Consider the following 15,804-nt stretch of genomic DNA (forward strand, 5'->3'; position numbering starts at 1 on the left):
CGCGCGGCCGCCCCGGCGCTTCGCGGGGCGCGCCGGGCGCTGTCATGCCGGGTGGGAGCGGAGGCGGCTCAGGCCACCGCGTGGGCGAGCGCGCACTGCTTCCAAAGCGCGGTGAGCGCCTTGAGCAGGTGGTCGATGTCCGCCTCCGTATGCCAGGGCGAGGGCGTGAAGCGCAGCCGCTCGGTACCCTTGGGCACGGTCGGATAGTTGATCGGCTGAACGTAGATCCCGTAATCCTGCATCAGGATGTCGGCGATCTGCCGGCACTTCACCGGATCCTTGATCATCACCGGGATGATGTGGCTCGGGTTCGGCAGATGCGGAATGCCTGCGCGGTCGAGCCCGGCCCGAAGCCGCGCGACGTTGCGCCGCTGGACCTGCCGCTCCACGTCCGAGGTCTTGAGGTAGGCGATCGAGGCCTGCGCGGCCGCCGCCACCGCCGGCGGCAGCGCCGTGGTGAAGATGAAACCGGAGGCGAAACTGCGCACGAAGTCGCACAGCGCCTCGGATCCGGTGATGTAGCCCCCCATGACGCCGAACGCCTTGCCGAGCGTGCCCTCGATCAGCGTGATGCGGTCGGAAAGGCCGCGTTCTTCCGAGACGCCGCCGCCGCGCGGCCCGTAAAGCCCCACGGCATGCACCTCGTCGAGATAAGTCATCGCGCCGTGCGTCTCGGCGACCTCGACGATCTCTTCCATCGGGCAGATGTCGCCGTCCATCGAGTAGACGGATTCGAAGGCCACGATCTTCGGCGCGTTGGCGGGCAGCGCCGCGAGCTTGCGGTCGAGGTCCTCGGGGTCGTTGTGTTTCCAGATCACCTTTTTCGCGCGCGAGTGGCGGATGCCCTCGATCATGCTGGCGTGGTTCAACTCGTCCGACAGGATCACCGCGTCCGGCAGGCGCGCGCCCAAGGTGGAGAGCGCCGCCCAGTTGGAGACGTAGCCCGAGGTGAAGAGCAGCGCGGCCTCCTTGCCGTGCAGGTCGGCGAGCTCGCGCTCGAGCGCGACGTGGTGATGGTTCGTGCCCGAGATGTTGCGCGTGCCGCCCGCGCCCGCGCCGCAGCTTTCGATCACCGCCTTCATGCGATCGGTGACGACCGGATGCTGACCCATGCCGAGATAGTCGTTGGAGCACCACACCGTGACCTCGTCCGGGGCGTCGGCGTCATGGCACCGGGCACGCGGGAAGCCGCCGCACTGGCGCTCGAGTTCGGCGAAGCGGCGATAGTTGCCTTCTTCCTTCAGGGCCTCGATCTGGGTCTCGAACAGCGTGTCAAAGTCCATGAGCGTCCTCCGGTCCGTAAGTCTTTGTTGTCTTGGGGCGCTCGGGAAGCATCCAGCGCCAGAGTTTCGCGTCCTGCCACGGGATCACCATCAGCCAGTGTTCCAGCAGCGCCAGCACGGTGATCGCGAAGAGAAGGGCGAAGCCCACCACCTGCGAGGGCGTGTCGGCCGCGATCAGCCGCTCGGCCCAGCAGGCGCTGGCCGCGGTGAGCAGCGAGACCGAGAGCGGGAAGAGCCGGTTGATCCGCCCGGTGCGGAAATGGCTAGGCAGATGCGCGAGCGCTTCGGGGATGAACTCCACATTGATCTTGGGAACGCCGTAGAAAAGGTTGAGCTTGGCCGAGATGCGCGCGCAGAAGAGTACCGCGAAGGTCCAGAGGCCGAACAGGTTCTCCGCCCCCCAGCCCCAGAGCGCCAGCGCGATCAGCATGCCCGCCAGCAGCATCTCGTGATAGGCGATGGTGCCCCAGGCACGGATGAAACGCTCACCTTCCGGGACGCCGGGCGGACAGGGCCGCGACATGGGGCCCGTGATCTGCCCGGTGAGGAAGGCAAGCTCGATCCAGCCCCAGATCGCCAGCGCCGCGAGGAACGCACCATAGACCGCGGCGGGCCCCGTGCCGCCGAGCGTCGCGTGATAGCCCCAGATCCCCGCCGCCAGAAGCGGCAGGGACAGAAGCGTGGCCGCGGAATTGGCGCGCGGCCCGCGCCGGTCGGCAAGGCGCACCACGGCCAGGATCGCCCCGGTGGAGAACCACCAGGCGAAAAGCGCGAAGAGCGCCGCGATCCAGCCCGAGTCCGGCATCAGTAGGCAGGCTCCAGACGGGTGCTTTCGGGCACCTGATGCCTTTTCGCCGGGATCGTGTAGAGCGCGGCGAATGTCAGCGCCGCGCGCGCGCTGCCGGCCAGTTGCTTCACCTTGCCGGCAAGGCCGCCCTGCTTCTTGGCATCCGCGATGGCGACATTGGCCCGGTGCAGACGCTCGAGGTTGCGCTGCCAGCGCGGGTTCTCGATGTCGAGCGTGATCGGGAAGATCTGCTCGGACAGCGCGCTGGTCTTGGTGAATACCTCGTGCGCGTACCAGTCCGGATCGACGCCGAGCGCCTTGTGGAAGGCGGGGCGCTGGTGATCGCGGACATACATCGTGGCGAAGACGGCGGTGAGGAAGAACTTGATCCACCACACGTTGACGCCGCGCGTGAGTTTCGGGTCGGTCTTCATCAGCAGCGCGAAGGCCTCTCCGTGGCGGAACTCGTCGCCACACCATTCCTCGAACCACTTGAAGATGGGGTGGAAGCGATGCTCCGGGTTCGCCTGAAGATGGCGGAAGATCGTGATGTAGCGCGCGTAGCCGATCTTCTCGCTGAGGTAGGTGGCGTAATAGATGAACTTGGGCCGGAAGAAGGTGTATTTCTTCTTCTGCGTCAGGAACCCGAGATTCACCGCCACGCCCGCCTCGCGCAGCGCGTCGTTGATGAAGCCCGCATGCCGCGCCTCGTCGCGCGCCATGAGCTGGAAGAGCTGGGTGATGTCGTGGTTCTTCCCGCGGCGCTTCATCTCCTTGTAGAGCACGCAGCCCGAGAATTCCGCCGTGCAGGAGGAAATCAGGAAGTCGATGAATTCCTTCTTCAGCGCCGGATCCATGCCGTCCCAGTCGACGTGGTCCCAGTCCTCGTTCTTCTTGAAGTGACCCTTGTTCGGATCGGCCTCCATCTCCGCGATCAGCGCGTCCCAGTCCTCGCGGACGGGCGTGACGTCGATCGCGTCCAGCTCGTCGAAATCGGTGGTGTAGAAGCGCGGCGTCAGCAGGGTGTTCTGCATCGCCACGTCGGTGGCCGCCTTGCTGTCGAACTTCGCCTGCTCCTCCTGGATGGCGAGGCCCTCTTCGGCCGTCGTCGCGTCGGCGGAATGGGCGGGCATGTTCTTCGTGAACGCGTTCATAGCTCGACCTCCTCCGAGAAAGAGAACTCGCAGAGTTCCATCACTTCCAGATCGCCCGTGAGGCGCGTCCAGAGGCGCTCCAGCCGGCTCGCGCGGACGATGATCGCCTCGCGGTCCTCGATCACGATCTCTCCGAAGGGGGCCATGATCTCGGGCCCCTCCACCTTCACCTCGTCGCCGGGATAGACCACGGCTCCGTTGTTGAACCGCACATGCGCGTGCAGGCTTTCGAACTTGTGGCTCACCTCGACCGTGCAAGGCGCCCTTTCCGTTTCTCTCGTCAGTAGTCCCATTGATCCGGTTCCCTTTCGATCACTCGGCCAGAAGCTTGGCGAAGGCCCTGGCATTGTCCCGACCGAACCCCATCAGGTCGGCGCGCCATCCCGTGGAGGGGTCGGAGACGGTGAAGCGCCCGTTCTCGTGGCGCATCAGTTCCACGGGCCCGTCGAGGGCCACGCGGTGCTTGGTGCGTTCGCGCTGAAGCACGCGCCACACACCGGAGACGAAGCCGCCCTCCTCGGGGGAGAGATCGGCGATCAGCGTGCCGTCCTCGGCGCGCACGGTGGCCGCGCCGGACATGTCGCCGCCGAGATAGAGCATGCGGGAATGCGTGACCGCGCTCTCGGGCGGTGTGGAGGTCGTGGGGCGGCCGGTCCAGACCGCGGCCGACACGATCACCAGGACCAGGAGCACGAGACCGAACATCGCGCGCACCATCATCAGCGGAACGATCTGTTCCTCCGGCGTGTAGGTGCGCGGCGGTCGGGCGGTATCAGACATCTTCGGGTCTCCCCCTTGCTTGCGACTGGGTCATTCGGCGGCCACGGCGGCGGGGCCGGGTCTCTGGCCCGCGGCGGGCGCGCGGGCGATCCGCGGCTGTTCGATCCGCGCCTCGGCGGCCTCGGCGAGCAGCCGCGCGACGTGCGCGGCGTCCGGGATGCAGCGCAGCGCCGGCTCGGGATGGCGCAGGCGCCACGGCCGGGCATGCGGCCAGAGCACGAGGTAGCTGAACTTGGTCTCGCCCAGAAGATCGAGCGCGATGGTGCCCGTGCCCCGGCGGCGGAGGTCCAGATGCGCGTTCGCGATCTGCGTGTAAGGCAGGTTGAGCGTGACGGTCAGCGCCGCACCCACCCGCATCGCGACGCGGCTGTTCGTGATGGTGTAGACCGTCGCGCGCGCCTGCACCCACGCGATGAGCGCGAGCAGGGCGCAGACGACGAGGCCCATGACGAGGAACGGCGTCGAGATCGCCAGCGCCTGGGAGAAGGGCATCAGGTCCAGGGCGGCGACCAGTCTCCATGCCGCGAGGAAGACGAAATAACCCATCACCCATTTGAGGTTCAGAGATTCCAGGGCGAGCGCCCACCAGTCCGGGCGGCCCTGCCAGAGGATGTGCTCGCCTTCGGGCGGCGCTTCCGGCAGGCCCTCCACGGGCTCGAAGGCGAAGTCGTCGTGATGATCATGCGGCATGGGTGTCGCGTCCTTCCGGTCAGAGCTGCGGCTCGAGGCGTTCCTCGTCCGCGTAGAGCACGCCGCCCGCGTAGTAGGCGGAGATCTTGTCCTCCTCGAGCTTGGTGACCTGCCGCGGCGAGGCGTGCTTCGGTACGTCGGCGAACTGCTTGGCGTAGATCGTGCGCACCACGACGCGGTCGCGCTTGATGACCGACAGGGTCATCGGCACGAGGCGCTTGCCCTCGCCCCACTCGGCGTCGAGTTCGAATTCGAGGTAGCGCACGAGCTGCTCCGGCTCGTCGATCCACATGTCCGTGACGGTTCCCACCACCGTGCCGTCGCCCGACATCACCGGCAGGCCTTGCGGGTCGCGGCCCGCGGCGACGTGGAAATGCTCGGTCGCCGACATCGGGATGATCTTGGGGTGTCCCTTGCCGTCGAGCTCGGGCACGTCGCCGCGGTGGCACCACGAGGCAGGGCCCACGCCGTCCACCATCGGATCGCCCGTGGGAACGAAGGGATAGCCCCGGACCGGGTGGGTCTGTTCGAGCGCCAGGTTCTCGCGCTCGGGGATCTGGCCGGAGGGATAGGAGACCTCACCACGGCCATGCGGCAGCTTGAAGGTCTTGTCCTCGGGCAGCGGGAACAGGCTCGGCGTGGGGGCCGGGTTGCCCTGCTCGTCCTCGAGCGGATAGCCCTCGCGCATGTTCTCGCGCTGCAGATAGACGACAAGCCCGGCGAAGAAGATGTAGAAGAGCCAGAGCGACAGGCTCGCCAGGTCGAACTCTCCGAAGAATGTCTCAGTCATGGGTCGTTCCTTTCAGGAAGCGCAGGGTCATGTCGGCATCTCGGCGAGGCCCATCCGGGTGGGCGCCGCCTGCCGGCCGACGGGTTTCACGACGGTCTTCACGAGCGGGCCGATGGCCGCGAGCGTGACGAAGAGAAGACCGATCTCGAGGTGGTAGACGACGGAATAGCCGGTCGCCGGGTCGGCGAGCGCCTCGCCCAGGCGGCCCGACAGGGCGGCGTGGTTCACGACATCGCGCAGCCCCCCGCCGAGGGCGATGGACAGCCCCGCCGCCGTGGCCTGCGCCGCGCCCCAGGCGCCGAGCGCGAGGCCGCGCCCCGCGGCGCCGTCGACGGGCATCGTCATCGCGGCGGTCAGCGTCGCCACCGCGAACATGCCGCCGCCGAAACCGATCAGCGCGGCGCCCGAGAAGAAGAGCGCGGCGGATCCGAGCGGCGCGGCGAAGATCACGACGGAGAAGGCCGCGATCCCGACCAGCACGCCCAGCGCCGCCATGCGGTAGGGGTTGGAGCCACGGGCGAGCATCCGCGCCGCGAGCGCGAAGGACAGCAGCGCGCCGCCCGCCCAGGTCGCGGTCAGAAGCGTCGTGGCCGAGACCGACAAGCCGAGGATCTCGCCCCCGTAAGGCTCCAGAAGCACGTCCTGCATGTTGAAGGCCATGGTGCCGAGGAACACCACGGCGAGAAGCCGGCCCGCGGTGCCGCCCCGGGCGAGATCGGCCCAGGCGTCGCGGAAGCGGGGCTTGGGCGCCTCGCGCTCGGCGCGGCTCATCGGGCGCACCTTCTCCTGCTTCCAGAGCGCGACGACATTGAACAGGAGCCCGGCCAGGGCCACGCCCTGCACGACCCGGACCAGCGTGAAGGACCCGAAATCGCGCAGGAGCCAGCCGATCACGATGGCCGAGACCCCCATGCCGAGCAGGTACATCACGTAAAGAAGCGCCACCACGCGGGGCCGCGTCTCGTCCGTGGCCCGGTCCGCCGCCAGCGCCAGCCCGGCGGTCTGGGTCATGTGCATCCCGAGCCCGGCCATCAGGAAGGCAAGGGCCGCGAGCACCTCGCCCGCCCAGCCCGGGCCCACCGCCTGCTGCCCGCCCAGAACGAGGATGGCGAAGGGCATCACCGCGAGGCCGCCCATCTGCCAGAGCGATCCGAACCACAGATAGGGCACGCGCTTCCAGCCGAGCGCGCTGCGGTGGTTGTCCGAGCGGAAGCCCAGAAGCGCCCGGAAGGGCGCGATCAGCACCGGCAGCGCGATCATCGAGGCCACCACCAGCGCGGGCACCGAAAGCTCGACGATCATCACGCGGTTCAGCGTCCCCAGCAGCATGACCATCGCCATGCCCACCGAGACCTGGAAGAGCGACAGGCGCAGAAGCTCGCGCATCGGCAGCCCCTCGCTGGCCGCGTCCGCGAAGGGCAGGATCTGCGTCGTCAGCCGCGCGAGCGGGGATATCCGGCGCTGCGCGCTCATGCCGAGACCTCGAGCGCCTCGGAAATGTAGAAGCCGCGGGCCACGCGGCCCAGAATGCGCAGCCGGCCCGGCGTGCCCGCGCCGCGCAGCGCGCCGGCGATCCGGGCGGGCGCGTGCGGCACCATGGTGGGCGAGCGGTCGGACCGCGGGAAAAGCTGGCCCGCCCGCCACATCATCATCAGAAGCGCGGTGCGCGGCGCGACGGTGAAGACGACCTTCCCGTCCGCCCGCCGCGCCAGCCCGTCGAGGGCCCGCGCGATGTCGTCGAGGCGGTAGTAGATCAGGCTGTCCATCGCCATGGCATGATCGAACCGGCCCAGCGCCGCGTCCAGCATGTCGCCGGAAAGGAAGGTCACGCGCCGCGCGAGCGCGGGATCGAGCCGCGCCTGCGCGATCCGCACGAGCGAGGGCGAGATGTCCACCGCGACCACCTCGGCCCCGCGGCGGGCAAGCTCGGCGGTCATCTGCCCGGCCCCGCAACCGGCGTCGAGCACCCGCGCGCCCGCAAGATCCGCCGGCAGCGCGGAGAGCATCAGCGCGCGCATCTCGTCACGCCCCCGGCGCACCGTCTCGCGGATCCGCGAGACCGGCGCATCCGAGGTCAGCCGCTCCCAGGTCCGGGTCGCGGTCTTGTCGAAATAGGTCTCGACGCGGGAAAGGGTGCTCTCGTAGCTCATCAATCGAAGCCCAGCAGCTCGAAGATGTCGCGGTCCTCCATCGGCGCGGGCGCGAACGGCTCGGTGCCGTTCCAGAGCGTCTCCGCCAGGCGCACGTATTCCTTGCGCGCCAGGACGATGTCCTCCTCGTCGGGCATCTCGAAGAGCGTCTTCTTCTTGAGCCGCGAGCGCCGGATCGCGTCGAAGTCCGGCATGTGCGCGATGCGCTTGAAACCGACTTCCTCGCAGTAGCGGTCGACCTCGTTGGTGTCGCGCGACCGGTTCGCCACGCACCCCGCGAGCCGCACCTTGTAGTTGTTCGACTTCGCCTGCACCGCTGCGATGATCCGGTTCATCGCGTAGATCGAGTCGAAGTCGTTCGCGGTCACGATCACCGCCCGGTCGGCGTGCTGGAGCGGCGCGGCGAAGCCGCCGCAGACCACGTCGCCCAGCACGTCGAAGATCACCACGTCGGTGTTCTCGAGCATGTGGTGCTGCTTCAGCAGCTTCACCGTCTGCCCCACGACGTAACCGCCGCAGCCGGTGCCGGCGGGCGGACCGCCTGCCTCGACGCATTGCACCCCGTTGAACCCCTCGGTCATGAAGTCCTCCGGACGCAGCTCCTCGGCGTGGAAATCGACCTCCTTGAGGATGTCGATCACCGTGGGCTGCAGGTGCCCGGTCAGCGTGAAGGTCGAATCGTGCTTGGGGTCGCAGCCGATCTGCAGCACCCGCTTGCCCAGGGTGGAAAACGCCACGCTGAGGTTCGAGGACGTGGTTGACTTGCCGATCCCGCCCTTGCCGTAGACGGAAAAGACCTTCGCCCCCTCGATCTTCATCGCCGGGTCCTGGTGCACCTGCAGCGATCCCTCGCCGTCCTCGCCCGTCCTGATCGTCGGCGGCGCGCCGAGACCGCGTTTCTTCAGCCCCTCCTGCTCGCGGGCGTTGGCTCTCGCGGCCGGGGGCAGCTTGCTGTCGAGCGGGCTCATGGGCGTCTCCTTTTCTCGTCCGTGACGGCGCGTCCCTGTCCCGCGCCGCGCCGATACTTCTTCTTGGCGGAAATACTCCGGGGGTGAGGCCGAAGGCCGAGGGGGCAGCGCCCCCTGGCAACCGTGCCGTATGCGCAGGCCCCGCTCATTCCGCCGCGATCCCTTCCATCCGGTCCTCCAGCGCGTCGGCCGCGTCCTGCAGCGCCGCGAGCGTCGCCGCGTCGGGCTGCCAGTAGGCGCGGTCCGAGGCCTCGAGCAGCCGGTTCGCCATCCGGCTCGACGCCTGCGGGTTCAGATCCGCCAGCCGCTGCCGCATCTCCGCATCCAGCACGAACGTCTCCGAGATCCGCTGGTAGACCCAGGGCTCCACGGCCCCGGTCGTGGCCGACCAGCCCAGCGTGTTGGTCACCTGCGCCTCGATCTGGCGCACGCCCTCGGCGCCGTGGCTCAGGAGCGCCTCGTAGAATTTCGGGTTGAGCGAGCGCGAGCGCGTCTCGAGCGATACCTGGTCGGCCAGCGTGCGGACCTTGCCGGTCCCGCGCGTGGTGTCGGAAATGTAGACCTTGGCCTCCTGCCCGCCGCGCGCGCGCTTCACCGCCCGGCTGATGCCGCCCAGCGTGTCGAAGTAATGATCGACCGTGGTCACCCCCAGCTCGACGGATTCGAGGTTCTGATAGGCAAGCTCCACGTCCCTCAGCGCCTCCCCCAGAAGCTCGCCCTGCGGCGCGGCCTTGCCGTCGCGGCCATAGGCGAAGCTCTTGCGGGCCTGGTAGGCGTCGGCCAGCTCGTCCTCGTCGCCGAAGGCGGAGCTGTCCACGAGTTGGTTCACGTTCGAGCCGTAGGCGCCCTCGGCGTTGGAGAAGACGCGCAGGCTGGCGGTCTCCATGTCGCAGCCGATCTTCTCGGCATAGGCCAGCGCATTGGCGCGCACGAAGTTCATCTCGGCGGGTTCGTCGGCGGTGGCGGCCTTCCAGGCGGCCTCCGCCAGCATCCGGGTCTGCAGGGGCAGCAGGTCGCGGAAGATGCCCGAAAGCGTCATGATCACGTCGATGCGCGGGCGGCCCAGCTCTTCCAGCGGGATGAGATCGGCGCCCGCGAGCCGCCCGAAACTGTCGAAGCGGGGCCGCGCCCCGAGGAGCGCCAGCGCCTGGGCGAGCGGCCCGCCGTCGGACTTGATGTTGTCGGACCCCCACAGCACGACCGCGATGCTCCGGGGCACCTCCTCGTGGGTCGCAAGCAGGACCTCGGCCTGCCTGGCCCCCTCCCGGCAGGCGAATTCGGTCGGCATCCGGAAGGGATCGAAGGCGTGGATGTTCCGCCCCGTCGGCAGCACGTCGGTGGAGCGGATCAGGTCGCCGCCGGGCACCGGCGCGGTGTAGCGCGCCTCGAGCGCGTTGAGGATCGCGGGGATCTCGTGGTCGCCGCCGATAAGCTCGGCCACCCGCGCCCGGGTCTCCTCGTCCAGGTCCTCGATGAGCGCGAGGTAGTCGGCCTTCTGCGCCTCGGTCATCGGCCGGCCGAGCACATGCAGCCCCTCGGGAATGAGCGCGTCCTCGGTCTCCAGCAGCTTCAGCCACAGCGCCTCGGCCGGCTGGCCGCCCATGTCCACCGCCTCCGCCTGCTCGGCGATCAGCGTCTCGAGTTCGCCGCGCGAGGGGTCGTCCCCGGCCATCGCGCGCCAGCGCGTTAACGAGTCCTTGAGTTCGGACAGCCCCTTGTAGAGGCCCGACGCGGCCAGCGCCGGGGTCAGGTGCGTGATCGTCACCGCGCCGGACCGGCGCTTGGCGAGGCTCGCCTCCGACGGGTTGTTCGAGGCGTAGAGGTAGATGTTCGGCATCTCGCCGATCAGGCGGTCGGGCCAGTCCATCGCGCCCATTCCCGCCTGCTTGCCCGGCATGAACTCCAGCGCGCCGTGCATCCCGAAATGCAGGATGGCGTCGGCCTCGTAGGTATTGCGCAACCAGAGGTAGAAGGTGACGAAGGCGTGCGTCGGCGCAAAGCCCTTCTCGAAGAGCAGGCGCATCGGATCGCCCTCGTAGCCGAAGGCGGGCTGGATGCCCACGAAGACGTTGCCGAACTGGTGGCCCAGCACGAAGACGCCGCGCCCGTCCGACTGGATCTTGCCCGGCGCCGGGCCCCACACGGCCTCGATCGCCTTCAGCGGCGGGGTGTTGCGGACGATCTCGTCGGCGCTGACATAGGCCGCGACATTCGCCTCCTGCCCGTATTGCCGGGCGTTGCCCTCCAGCACCGCCGCGCGCAGCGCCTCGACGCTTTCGGGCGGATCGAGGTCGTAGCCGGCCGAGGCCATGCGGTGCAGCGTGTTGTAGAGGCTCTCCCAGACGGCGAGGTAGGCGGCAGTGCCCACGGCGCCGGCGTTCGGCGGGAAGCCGAAGAGAACGACGCCCACCTTCTTCTCGGCGTTCTGCTTGCGCCGCAGGCGGATCTGGCGCTCCACGCGCTCGGCGAGGCTGTCGATCCGCTCGTGGCAGGGCGCCATGTCGCGGCTCTCCTGCTCGACGTGGCAGGCGTAGCGGCAGCCCTGGCAGGGCTCGGTCCCGTGCCGGCCCGCGAAGACGCAGGGGTTCGTCGCACCGTCCAGTTCGGGCAGCGCGATCAGCATGGTCGTCTCGATCGGCCCGAGGCCCTGCGCGGAGGAGGCCCATTGCGCCAGCGTCTGGAATTCCAGCGGATGCGCGGCGAGATAGGGCACGTCGAGCGCCTTCAGAACGCCCACCGCCGCCTCGCTGTCGTTGTAGGCGGGCCCGCCCACGAGGCTGAAGCCCGTGAGCGAAAGCAGCGTGTCGATCGTGGCGCCGGCCTCGTCGCGGAAGAACTTCTCGATCGCGGGCCGCCCGTCGAGCCCCCCGGCGAAGGCCGGCAGAACGCGCAGCCCCTTCGCTTCCAGCGCCCGGATCACCGCGTCGTAATGCGCGGTGTCGCCCGAAAGGACGTAGCTGCGCATCATCAGAAGACCGACGGTGCCGCGCGCGCCCTGCGGCGCGGGCATCTCTGCGGGATCCTCGGTGATGCGGCCGGGAAGATCGGGGTGATAAAGCCCCGTGTCGGGATACTCCACCGGGGCCGGGGCCTCGCCGCCGCGCCACGCCTCGTGGCGGCAGTAGCGCGAGATCAGGAAGCGCATCAGCGACTCGATGTTGTCGTCCGACCCGCCGAGCCAGTACTGCATCACCAGGAACCAGGCGCGCAGGTCCTGCGCCTTGCCCGGGATGAAGCGCAGGATCTTCGGCAGGCGTCGCAGCATCCGCATCTTGCTCTCGCCCGAATCCGACGAGGGTTTGGACGAACCGCGCAGCCGCTTGATCAGCTTGCGCACGCCGCTGTCTGGCGCGGCCATGTCGAGTGTGCCCATCCGCGTCAGCTTGACGATCTGCGCGTCGGCGATCACGCCCGCCATCGCGTCGCAGTGATCCCGCCGGGCCTGAAGATGCGGCAGGATCGGCTTCACGTGCTCCTCGAGGAACAGCAGGTTGGCGATCACGATGTCCGCGCTTTCGACCGCCTCGACCGCGCGCTCGAAAGCGCCGGGCGTCTCGCCCCACTCGGCCGCCGCGTGGAGGGACACCGACAGCCCCGGAAACTCGTGCGACAGCCGCTCGGCGACCCGGTCGCAGGCGCTCGCCGCGTGGGAATCGAGCGTGATGATCGTCACGCGGTAGCCGGGCATCCGGCCCTTGATCATCCCGTCATCGCGCATAGTGAGCCTTCGCCTCGTAGAGGGTGTCGACGTCGATCTCGGCCACCCCGCGCTCGCGCGCGAAGGCCTCGGTGTTGCGCTTGGCCTTGCCGCGCACGAAGAAGGGGATCTTCTTGAGCTCCTTTTCCGCCGCGGGCCGCCAGACGATCTCGATGCCGCCCGACGTCGCGCCCGGCCCTTCTTCTTGGACAGAAATACTCCGGGGGGCGTCCGGCGCAGCCGGACGGGGGGCAGCGCCCCCCTCTTGCACCGTCGCCGCCGGGTGCCGTGCCGGGGAATGCGCCGCGTGATGCGACGGCCCCGCCTCGTCGTGGAACTCGAAATCCTCGCGGAACATGTGCAGCAGGTGCTCCTCGAGGCCCATGACCAGCGGGTGCACCCAGGTGTCGAAGATCACGTTCGCGCCCTCGAAGCCCATCTGGGGCGAATAGCGGGCGGGGAAGTCCTGAACATGCACGGGCGCCGAGATCACGGCGCAGGGAATGCCGAGGCGCTTGCCGATATGGCGCTCCATCTGCGTGCCGAGAATCATCTCGGGGGCGGCGGCCTCGATGGCGGCCTCGACCTCGAGATAGTCGTCGGTGACCGTGGCCTCGACGCCGTACTCCTTGGCCACGCGGCGGATGTTGCGGGCCTGCTCGCGGTTGTAGCAGCCCAGGCCCACCACCTCGAAGCCCATCTCGTCCCGTGCGATGCGCGCCGCCGCGGCGACATGGGTGCCGTCGCCGAAAAGGAAGACGCGCTTGCCGGTAAGGTAGGTCGAATCGACGCTCGCCGAGTACCAGGGCAGGCGCAGGCGGTTTTCGTCCGCCTGCACGGGCAGGCCGGTGATGTCGCTCACCTCCTGCAGGAAATCGCGCGTCGCGCCCACGCCGATCGGCACCGTCTTCGTGAAGGGCAGGCCGAGTTCGCGCTCCATCCAGCGCGCGGCGCTTTCGGCGGTCTCGGGATACATCAGCACGTTGAAATGCGCCGCGCCCAGCCGCGTGAGGTCCTCGGGCGTGGCGCCCATGGGGCCGACGACGTTCACGCCGATGCCCATCTCCTCCAGATGCCGCGTCACCTCGACGATGTCGTCGCGGTGGCGGAAGCCGAGCGCCGTGGGCCCGATCAGGTTGGCGGTGATCTCTTCGGTCTTCTCCACCGGGCGCGCGAGCGCCTTCACCAGCTGGAAGAAGGTCTCGTCACAGCCGAAGTTTTCCTTGCGCTGGTAGCTTGGCAACTCCAGCGGCACGATCGGCACCGGCATGCCCATCGTCTCGGCCATGCCGCCGGGGTCGTCCTGGATGAGCTCCGCGGTGCAGGAGGCGCCGACGATCATCGCCTGCGGCCGGAAACGGTCGTAGGCGTCCTGGCAGGCGGTCTTGAAGAGGTCCGCGGTGTCGCTGCCCAGGTCGCGCGCCTGGAAGGTGGTGTAGGTGACCGGCGGGCGGTGATCGCGCCGCTCGATCATGGTGAACAGCAGATCGGCATAGGTGTCGCCCTGCGGCGCGTGCAGCACGTAGTGCAGCCGGCTCATGCCCGTCGCGACGCGCATCGCGCCGACATGGGGCGGGCCTTCGTAGGTCCAGACCGAGAGCTTCATTCCACGGCCTCCAGCTTCAGCAGGTCGTGCCGGCGGATCGGGCGCGAGAAGAGCCCGGCCAGATCGCCCGCCTGTTCGTAGAAATGCACCGGCGTGAAGACGAGCTCGATCGCCCACTTCGTCGTGAGCCCTTCCGCCTCCAGCGGATTGGCGAGGCCCAGGCCGCAGACCGTGAGGTCGGGGCGCGCGGCGCGCACGCGGTCGAGCTGCAGGTCCACATCCTGCCCCTCCGAGAGCACCGGACCCTCGGCGAGCAGGTCGAGGTCGGCCCCGACCACCTGCTTGTTGATGTAGGGCGCGCCCACCTCTACCGCGTCCATCCCGCATTCGCGCGTCAGGAAGCGCGCGAGCGGGATCTCGAGCTGGCTGTCGGGGAAGAAGAAGACGGAGCGCCCGTTCAGGACCTCGGCCGCCTGGGCGACGGCCTTGCGCGCGCGGGCGCGCGGCGCGGCCGTGACCTCCTCGAAGCGCTCATCCGACACGCCGAACTCGGCCGCGATGGCGCGCAGCCACGCGGTCGTGCCCTCTTCGCCGAAGGGGAAGGGCGCGGGCAGGTGTCGCGCGCCGCGGCGTTCGAGGCATTGCAGCGTGTCGCCCAGGAAGGGTTGCGTCAGCGCAACGACGGTGTTCGGCCCGACCGCCACCTGGTCGCTCGCCCGCGCGGCGGGCAGCACGGTGACCGGCCCGACGCCGAGCTTGTCCAGCAGGTCGCGCGCCTGGTCCTCGACCACGTCGGGCAGCGCCCCCACCAGCATGAGCTGGCGCGCATCGGTTTCAGGCAGCACGGGCACCATCGAGGCGAGGCAGGCGTCCTCTCCCTCGGTGAAGGTCGTCTCGATCCCCGAGCCGGAGTAGTTCAGCACCCGCACCCGCGGGGCATGGCGCTGCGTGAGCCGTTCGGCCGCGCGCGCGAGGTCGAGCTTGATGACCTCCGACGGGCAGGAGCCCACGAGGAAAAGCTGGCGGATGTCGGGCCGGCGCGACAGCAGGCGCTCCACCTCGCGCTCGAGCTCCGCGTGCGCGTCCGCGAGACCCGCGAGATCCTGCTCCTCGAGGATCGCGGTACCGAAACGCGGCTCTGCGAAGATCATCACGCCCGCGGCGGACTGCAGAAGATGCGCGCAGGTGCGCGAGCCGACCACGAGGAAGAAGGCGTCCTGCATCTTGCGGTGCAGCCAGATGATTCCCGTCAGACCGCAGAACACCTCGCGCTGGCCGCGCTCCTTGAGAATCGGCGCGGTCCGGCATCCGGCGGCGGGCGGCGGGGCGAAATTACGGGTCATGCGGCCTCCCGCGCTGCAGCGGCATCGGCGGCCTGCGCTCCGAGGCGCGCCATGCGAAGTTTCCAGAGGAACTGGCCGGCGTTGACGACGTAGGCGGCGTAGGCCGCCAGCGCGATCGCCATCTCCGCGTTCGCGGAAAAGCCGTCCGACCAGACCATGTAGAGATAGGCGGTGTGCAAGGCGATCACCGCGAAGGAAAACACGTCTTCCCAGAAGAAGGCGGGCGCGAAAAGATACTGGCCGAAAACGACTTTTTCCCAGATCGCGCCGGTCACCATGATCGTGTAGAGCACGCCGGTCTTGATCACGACGGACCATGTCGCGGCCGCGTAACCCTCGCCGGTCAGAAGGAAGCGCAGGACGAGGGCGAGCGACACGAGAAACACCAGGAACTGCAGCGGCGCGAGCACGCCCTGGACCGGCGTCCAGATGGTGGAATCGCGGCGGGCGCGCTGCTCCGGGGTGTAAAGCAGGGGCGCGCCGGAGCTTGGCTGTGTCTGCATGTGCGGCGCCATCGGTCCTCCGCGGTTTCCAGTGTGCTTGGATGGATGCTACGGGGCCGGGCGCGAAAGTGTCAATAATAATTTACACCTTGGCGACCCCCAGACTGTCAGTT

The 15,804-nt window shown here is 68.8% G+C and carries 14 protein-coding genes; all 14 read right to left on the reverse strand.

The window, feature by feature from the left end:
- Positions 1–68: 68 nt before the first annotated feature.
- The 14 genes from hemA to bchF all read right to left on the reverse strand — a co-directional run bounded on the left by hemA (position 69) and on the right by bchF (position 15,691).
- Positions 69–1,283 carry a 5-aminolevulinate synthase gene (gene hemA, locus AB6A69_RS11085; RefSeq protein WP_371038742.1) on the reverse strand — a complete coding sequence of 405 codons (1,215 nt, stop codon included), beginning with the start codon at positions 1,281–1,283 and terminating at the stop codon, positions 69–71.
- Positions 1,273–2,088 (reverse strand): putative photosynthetic complex assembly protein PuhE, encoded by an 816-nt coding sequence (puhE, locus tag AB6A69_RS11090; protein ID WP_371038743.1) that lies wholly within the window; start codon positions 2,086–2,088, stop codon positions 1,273–1,275. The genes hemA and puhE overlap by 11 nt, the downstream gene beginning before the upstream one ends.
- Complete coding sequence (gene acsF, locus AB6A69_RS11095; RefSeq protein WP_371038744.1) at positions 2,088–3,224, reverse strand: magnesium-protoporphyrin IX monomethyl ester (oxidative) cyclase; 1,137 nt, start codon at positions 3,222–3,224, stop codon at positions 2,088–2,090. Before acsF ends, puhE begins: the two co-directional genes overlap by 1 nt.
- Entirely contained in the window at positions 3,221–3,517 is a 297-nt protein-coding gene (locus tag AB6A69_RS11100; RefSeq protein ID WP_371038745.1) for a hypothetical protein, read from the reverse strand. Before AB6A69_RS11100 ends, acsF begins: the two co-directional genes overlap by 4 nt.
- A gap of 19 nt (positions 3,518–3,536) precedes the next feature.
- Positions 3,537–4,004, reverse strand: coding sequence for a photosynthetic complex assembly protein PuhC (gene puhC, locus AB6A69_RS11105; protein ID WP_371060810.1), 468 nt, complete (start codon positions 4,002–4,004; stop codon positions 3,537–3,539).
- Positions 4,005–4,034: 30 nt separating this feature from the next.
- The gene (gene puhB / locus AB6A69_RS11110) at positions 4,035–4,694 is read right to left on the reverse strand and encodes a photosynthetic complex putative assembly protein PuhB (protein ID WP_371060811.1); all 660 of its coding nucleotides are present in this window, start codon (positions 4,692–4,694) and stop codon (positions 4,035–4,037) included.
- A gap of 19 nt (positions 4,695–4,713) precedes the next feature.
- Positions 4,714–5,484 (reverse strand): photosynthetic reaction center subunit H, encoded by a 771-nt coding sequence (puhA, locus tag AB6A69_RS11115; protein ID WP_371038748.1) that lies wholly within the window; start codon positions 5,482–5,484, stop codon positions 4,714–4,716.
- A 27-nt stretch (positions 5,485–5,511) separates the two neighbouring features.
- Entirely contained in the window at positions 5,512–6,957 is a 1,446-nt protein-coding gene (locus AB6A69_RS11120; protein ID WP_371060812.1) for a PucC family protein, read from the reverse strand.
- Complete coding sequence (bchM, locus tag AB6A69_RS11125) at positions 6,954–7,634, reverse strand: magnesium protoporphyrin IX methyltransferase (RefSeq protein ID WP_371060813.1); 681 nt, start codon at positions 7,632–7,634, stop codon at positions 6,954–6,956. Before bchM ends, AB6A69_RS11120 begins: the two co-directional genes overlap by 4 nt.
- Positions 7,634–8,452, reverse strand: a complete 819-nt coding sequence (gene bchL, locus AB6A69_RS11130; protein WP_371060987.1) for a ferredoxin:protochlorophyllide reductase (ATP-dependent) iron-sulfur ATP-binding protein — start codon at positions 8,450–8,452, stop codon at positions 7,634–7,636. Before bchL ends, bchM begins: the two co-directional genes overlap by 1 nt.
- 295 nt (positions 8,453–8,747) lie before the next feature.
- Positions 8,748–12,320 carry a magnesium chelatase subunit H gene (locus AB6A69_RS11135; RefSeq protein WP_371060814.1) on the reverse strand — a complete coding sequence of 1,191 codons (3,573 nt, stop codon included), beginning with the start codon at positions 12,318–12,320 and terminating at the stop codon, positions 8,748–8,750.
- Positions 12,310–13,905 (reverse strand): ferredoxin:protochlorophyllide reductase (ATP-dependent) subunit B, encoded by a 1,596-nt coding sequence (gene bchB, locus AB6A69_RS11140; protein WP_371060815.1) that lies wholly within the window; start codon positions 13,903–13,905, stop codon positions 12,310–12,312. The genes AB6A69_RS11135 and bchB overlap by 11 nt, the downstream gene beginning before the upstream one ends.
- Complete coding sequence (locus AB6A69_RS11145; protein ID WP_371060816.1) at positions 13,902–15,188, reverse strand: ferredoxin:protochlorophyllide reductase (ATP-dependent) subunit N; 1,287 nt, start codon at positions 15,186–15,188, stop codon at positions 13,902–13,904. The genes bchB and AB6A69_RS11145 overlap by 4 nt, the downstream gene beginning before the upstream one ends.
- Entirely contained in the window at positions 15,185–15,691 is a 507-nt protein-coding gene (gene bchF / locus AB6A69_RS11150) for a 2-vinyl bacteriochlorophyllide hydratase (RefSeq protein WP_371060817.1), read from the reverse strand. Before bchF ends, AB6A69_RS11145 begins: the two co-directional genes overlap by 4 nt.
- Between the last annotated feature and the right edge of the window lie 113 nt (positions 15,692–15,804).

Origin of the sequence: Rhodosalinus sp. 5P4 (assembly GCF_041365695.1) — a bacterium.
Lineage (GTDB): Bacteria > Pseudomonadota > Alphaproteobacteria > Rhodobacterales > Rhodobacteraceae > Rhodosalinus.

Bases quoted from the DNA above. Each gene is read 5' to 3' on its own strand.
- AB6A69_RS11135 (WP_371060814.1), bottom strand. From the start codon at position 12,320: ATGCGCGATGACGGGATGATCAAGGGCCGGATGCCCGGCTACCGCGTG.
- bchM (WP_371060813.1), bottom strand. From the start codon at position 7,634: ATGAGCTACGAGAGCACCCTTTCCCGCGTCGAGACCTATTTCGACAAG.
- puhA (WP_371038748.1), bottom strand. From the start codon at position 5,484: ATGACTGAGACATTCTTCGGAGAGTTCGACCTGGCGAGCCTGTCGCTC.
- puhE (WP_371038743.1), bottom strand. From the start codon at position 2,088: ATGCCGGACTCGGGCTGGATCGCGGCGCTCTTCGCGCTTTTCGCCTGG.
- bchB (WP_371060815.1), bottom strand. From the start codon at position 13,905: ATGAAGCTCTCGGTCTGGACCTACGAAGGCCCGCCCCATGTCGGCGCG.
- AB6A69_RS11100 (WP_371038745.1), bottom strand. From the start codon at position 3,517: ATGGGACTACTGACGAGAGAAACGGAAAGGGCGCCTTGCACGGTCGAG.
- hemA (WP_371038742.1), bottom strand. From the start codon at position 1,283: ATGGACTTTGACACGCTGTTCGAGACCCAGATCGAGGCCCTGAAGGAA.
- bchF (WP_371060817.1), bottom strand. From the start codon at position 15,691: ATGCAGACACAGCCAAGCTCCGGCGCGCCCCTGCTTTACACCCCGGAG.
- bchL (WP_371060987.1), bottom strand. From the start codon at position 8,452: ATGAAGATCGAGGGGGCGAAGGTCTTTTCCGTCTACGGCAAGGGCGGG.
- acsF (WP_371038744.1), bottom strand. From the start codon at position 3,224: ATGAACGCGTTCACGAAGAACATGCCCGCCCATTCCGCCGACGCGACG.
- AB6A69_RS11145 (WP_371060816.1), bottom strand. From the start codon at position 15,188: ATGACCCGTAATTTCGCCCCGCCGCCCGCCGCCGGATGCCGGACCGCG.
- AB6A69_RS11120 (WP_371060812.1), bottom strand. From the start codon at position 6,957: ATGAGCGCGCAGCGCCGGATATCCCCGCTCGCGCGGCTGACGACGCAG.
- puhB (WP_371060811.1), bottom strand. From the start codon at position 4,694: ATGCCGCATGATCATCACGACGACTTCGCCTTCGAGCCCGTGGAGGGC.
- puhC (WP_371060810.1), bottom strand. From the start codon at position 4,004: ATGTCTGATACCGCCCGACCGCCGCGCACCTACACGCCGGAGGAACAG.